Here is a 3,699-nt window from a genome sequence, read left to right as displayed (position 1 = left end):
CAGGCCATCGAACGAGCATGGGCCACCCGCACTACGCGCCCCACCATCCGCGGCAACGGCCGGTTGATGATCGTCGCCGCCGACCACCCCGCCCGCGGCGCACTCTCGGTCGGGGCCAACCCGGCGGCGATGAACAGTCGCACCGAACTGCTCGACCGACTGCGCACCGCGCTCGCGAACCCCGGCGTCGACGGAGTTCTCGCCTCCTCGGAGATCCTCGACGATCTGGTACTGCTCGGTGCGCTCGAAGACAAAGTCGTGTTCTCCTCGATGAACCGCGGCGGACTGGCCGGGGCGGCGTTCGAGCTCGACGACCGAATGACCGGCGCCACAGCAGAATCCACCGCGAAAGCACGGATGAACGGCGCGAAGATGCTCACTCGCATCGCGCTCGACGATCCCGGCACCCTCGCGACGATGACCGCCTGCGCCAAGGCGATCGACGAATTGGCTGCCGAGAATCTCATTGCCATGGTCGAGCCGTTCCTCTCACGCCGCGTCGCGGGCCGCGTGGAGAACGATCTCAGCGCCGACGCCGTCATCAAGTCGATTCACATCACCCAGGGGCTCGGCTCCACATCGGCGTACACGTGGATGAAACTGCCCGTCGTCGACGAGATGGAACGCGTCATGGATGCCACAACGCTGCCGACGCTGCTCCTCGGCGGTGACCCGCAAACCGGACCGGAAGAGACTTACTCCAGCTGGGCGAAGGCCCTGGAGATCCCCGCCGTTCGGGGTCTGATCGTCGGGCGCACGTTGCTCTACCCCTCCGATGGCGACGTCGAAGCCGCGGTCGGGACCGCAGTGGACATGGTGAGGTGAGATGAACTCCGAGTACTACATCGCAGCAGGATCGGGCAGCACCGACGGCTTCGACGTCGCCGTCACCCCCGAGAACGCAGGCTGGACCGAATCGAGCTTGTGGACGTTCACCCTTTCTGCAGGTCAGTCGGTCGAGCTGAACTCCGGTCCGGACGAGATCATGGTGCTCCCGCTGGCCGGTTCGGCGACGGTCACCAGCGGCGGCACACAGTTCGACCTCGCCGGTCGCGCCTCGGTGTTCGAGGGTCCCTCCGACTTCGTCTACGTCGGTAGGGATTCGGCGTACTCGGTGGCCAGCGTCGACGGTGGCCGCTTCGCCCTCTGCGGGGCACGGGCGGACAGCGCACTCCCGTTTCGGTATGTCCCCGCCAGCGAGATCTCCGTCGAACTGCGCGGCGCGGGGAACTGCAGCCGCCAAGTTCACAATTTCGGCACCGCCGACGCGTTCGAGGCCGATTCGATCATCGCGTGTGAGGTCATCACCCCCGGCGGCAACTGGTCCTCGTATCCGGGCCACAAGCACGACGAGGACACCGAGAACGAGTCGGCGCTCGAGGAGATCTACTACTTCGAGATCGCCGACGGCCCGGAGGGCACTGCAGGTTTCGGTTATCACCGCGTGTACGGGACACCCGAGCGGCCGATCGAGGTCCTCGAAGAGGTACGCACCGGCGACGTCGTCCTCGTCCCGCACGGCTACCACGGTCCGTCCGTCGCGGCCCCCGGCTACCACATGTACTACCTCAACGTCATGGCCGGTGCAGGCAAGGAACGTGCCTGGAACATCGTCGACGATCCCGAACACACCTGGATCCGCGGCACCTGGACACACCAGGAAATCGACTCCCGCCTCCCCCTCCACACCGCACCGCACCGTACCGAATCGCACCGTACTGAATCGCACCGTACCGAATCGACAGGAGCCTGACTGTGGTGTCCACCGCGCCGATCTCGGCGAGCAAGGCCGACAACACCGAGGCGACAGTGCACCTCACCGTAAGCCAGGCCGTCGTGAAATTTCTGGCCAACCAGTACCTCGAACGCGACGGCGTCCGCAGCAAGTTCTTCGCCGGAGCGTTCGGCATCTTCGGCCACGGAAATGTCGCCGGCCTCGGGCAAGCCCTGCTGCAGGCCGAGATCGACGCCGCCGACGCCGGTACCGAACCGGAATTTCCGTATGTCCTCGGCCGCAACGAACAAGCCATGGTGCACAGTGCTGTCGCGTACGCGCGTCAGAAAGACCGCCTGCAGACCTGGGCCGTCACCGCCAGCGTCGGCCCGGGTTCGACCAACATGCTCACCGGCGCAGCCCTGGCGACGATCAACCGTCTTCCTGTACTGCTGCTTCCCGCCGACACGTTCGCCACCCGCGCCAGCGCCCCGGTGCTCCAGGAACTCGAGCTGCCGTCGAGCGGCGACGTCACCGTCAACGACGCCTTCAAACCGCTCTCACGCTTTTTCGACCGGGTGTGGCGTCCGGAGCAGTTGCCGAGTGCACTGCTCGGTGCGATGCGGGTGTTGACCGATCCGGTCGAGACGGGTGCGGTGACTGTCGCCATCCCGCAGGACGTGCAGGCCGAAGCATTCGACTGGCCGGAATCGTTTTTCGCGCCGCGTACCTGGCATGTCGCACGCCCGCTGCCGGACAAGTCCGCCGTCGAGCGGGCGGCGGAGGTGATTCGCCGCGCACACCAGCCGCTGATCGTCGCCGGCGGCGGGGTGATCTACTCGCGTGCAACCGATGCCTTGGCGTCGTTCTGTGAGAAGACGGGTATACCCGTCGGGCAGAGCCAAGCCGGTAAGGGCTCGCTCTTGTACGACCACCCGCAGTCGGTCGGCGCCGTCGGCTCCACCGGCACCACCGCCGCCAACACGCTCGCCGCCGACGCCGACGTCATCATCGGAATCGGTACCCGTTACAGCGATTTCACCACCGCCTCCCGCACCGCGTTCACCAACCCCGACGTCAAGTTCGTCAACATCAACATCGCGTCCATCGACTCGGTCAAACAGGGCGGTGTCGGCGTCGTCGCCGACGCCCGCGAAGCACTCGAAGCCTTGACGGTCGAGCTGAGCGGATACGAAGTCTCGGACGAGTACCGCACGCGCACTGCCGAACTCGCTGCCCAGTGGGATGCAACGGTGTCCGCGGTCTACAACATCGAAGATTCCTCCGCACCGCTGAATCAGAATCAGGTCATCGGGCTGGCGAACACCCTGTCCGACCCCCGCGATGTGGTGGTGTGTGCGGCAGGGTCGATGCCCGGTGATCTTCACAAGCTCTGGCGCACCCGGGATGCGAAGGGATACCACGTCGAGTACGGCTTCTCGTGCATGGGCTACGAGGTGGCGGGTGGTATCGGTGCGAAGATGGCCGAACCCGGCCGTGACGTGTTCATCATGGTGGGAGATGGTTCCTACCTCATGATGGCGACCGAACTGGTCACCGCTGTGCAGGAAGGTGTCAAGGTCATCATGATCTTGGTGCAGAACCATGGCTTCGCGTCCATCGGTTCACTGTCGGAGGCGCTCGGCTCGCAGAGGTTCGGTACCGACTACCGCTACCGCAGCGCGCAGGGGAGGCTCGATGGGCCGCTTCTGCCGGTCGACCTCGCCGCGAACGCGGCAAGCCTGGGCGTCGACGTGGTCCGGGTGAACAACGGCAACGAGTTCACCGACGCGGTCAAGGCCGCGAAGGCAAGCGCGACGTCGACGGTGATCCACGTCGAAACCGACCCGCTCATCGCGGCCCCTGATTCCCAATCCTGGTGGGACGTACCGGTCAGCGCCACCTCGACGCTCGAATCGACCCAGACCGCCTACGCCACCTACCAGAAGTGGAAGAAAATCCAACGGCCGTTCCTGCGTCCGTCC

General features: G+C 65.6%; 3 protein-coding genes. All 3 read left to right on the top strand.

Annotation, left to right across the window (positions count from 1 at the left end; all coding sequences use genetic code 11):
- Window positions 1–825 (top strand): Cgl0159 family (beta/alpha)8-fold protein (locus tag QMK17_RS26000; RefSeq protein WP_283512172.1); only part of this gene is annotated, 825 nt, incomplete at its 5' end.
- A 1-nt stretch (window position 826) separates the two neighbouring features.
- Window positions 827–1,753: a 5-deoxy-glucuronate isomerase gene (iolB, locus tag QMK17_RS25995; protein ID WP_283512171.1), complete on the top strand. Its 927-nt coding sequence runs from the start codon at window positions 827–829 to the stop codon at window positions 1,751–1,753.
- A gap of 2 nt (window positions 1,754–1,755) precedes the next feature.
- Window positions 1,756–3,699, top strand: a 1,944-nt coding sequence (iolD, locus tag QMK17_RS25990; RefSeq protein WP_283512170.1) for a 3D-(3,5/4)-trihydroxycyclohexane-1,2-dione acylhydrolase (decyclizing), incomplete at its 3' end; no start/stop codon positions are given.

This window comes from Rhodococcus sp. G-MC3 (assembly GCF_030063335.1).
GTDB lineage: Bacteria > Actinomycetota > Actinomycetes > Mycobacteriales > Mycobacteriaceae > Rhodococcoides.
This window is presented reverse-complemented; position numbering and strand designations above follow the sequence as displayed.